The sequence below is a fragment of the Massilia sp. CT11-108 genome, from assembly GCF_047302915.1.
Taxonomy (GTDB): Bacteria; Pseudomonadota; Gammaproteobacteria; order Burkholderiales; family Burkholderiaceae_D; genus Telluria; species Telluria orientalis.
The window spans coordinates 1-1,056 of the sequence record NZ_JBKYMO010000978.1 but is presented as its reverse complement, the minus strand read 5'-3'; the positions used below and the strand labels follow the sequence as shown (position 1 = coordinate 1,056).

The 1,056-nt window shown below is 70.5% G+C and carries 1 protein-coding gene; it reads right to left on the bottom strand.

Annotated features, from left to right (window positions below; translation table 11 throughout):
• The coding region (locus ACEN88_RS32495; RefSeq protein WP_413346361.1) for a glycosyltransferase family 4 protein at window positions 1-984 on the bottom strand (984 nt) is incomplete at its 3' end.
• Between the last annotated feature and the right edge of the window lie 72 nt (window positions 985-1,056).

The window sequence follows — 1,056 nt, the reverse complement described above, 5'->3', positions numbered from 1 at the left end:
CGCCATCGCTTCCAGCGCCGGCAGGCCGAAGCCTTCGTGCAGCGACGGGAACACGAACAGGGCGGCGCCGCGGTACAGGTCGATCAGGTCGGCGTCGCTCACGTAACCCGTCAGGACCATCTCGTCAGGCGCGAGGCCGTGACGGCGCGCGAGGTCGCGCAGGCGCTGGCGCTCGCCGTCGTTGATCTTGCCGGCGATGAGCAGCTGGTGCGCGGCGCGCTGCACGGGCGGTAGCATGCCGTAGGCGGCGACGAGGCCGTCGATGTTCTTGCGCGCGTCGAAGCCGCCCGGCGCGCACATCAGGTAGGCGCGGCGGATGCCGAAGCGCGTGCGCAGCGCGGCCGCGTGCGTGGCATCGAGCGCGGCGGGGCAAAAGGTCTCGTCCACGGCCGTCGAGATCGAGACGACGCGCGCCGGATCGAGGCCCAGCGCGTCGATGGCTTCCTGGCGCGAGTAGTCGGAAATCGCCAGCAGCAGGCCGGCCTGGCGCAGCGAGGCGATCTTGCGCTCGTAGTAGTGGCGCTGTTCCGGCTGGGCCAGGTATTTGTCCGGGTTCAGGAACGGGATCAGGTCGTACAGGACGGCCGCGGTGGACGCGCCATCCGCCAGGCGGCCGATCGAGACGACCGCATCGTCCACATAGCCTTCGAACAGGCTCGTGACAAGGACGGCGTCCGGGCGCAGCTGGGCGATCGCGTGTTCGCGCAGCAGCTCGGACGCGCGCGCGCGGGGGCCGTTGTGCGGATGCGATTCGGCCGTCGGGCCGACGATGTCGAACACGCAGATGCGCTGCGGCGGCACGAGGCCGGCAAATGCCTGGCGGATGTCGTCGATGGCGCTGCCCAGGGCGGCGTTCAGCACGAGCCAGACCTCGTGGCTGCCGGCATTGCGCGCCACGCCCAGCGCCAGCGCGAGCGAATAGCGGCCGATGCCGCGGTAGCGGCTTTCGGACTGGGCGCCCTGGAGATCAATGACGATCCGCATCGTTCATCCTTGCTTGTTCCTGTTTCAGTTGGCGCAGCTGGCGGTACGCGCGCGCGGCGCGCGCGTACCGCC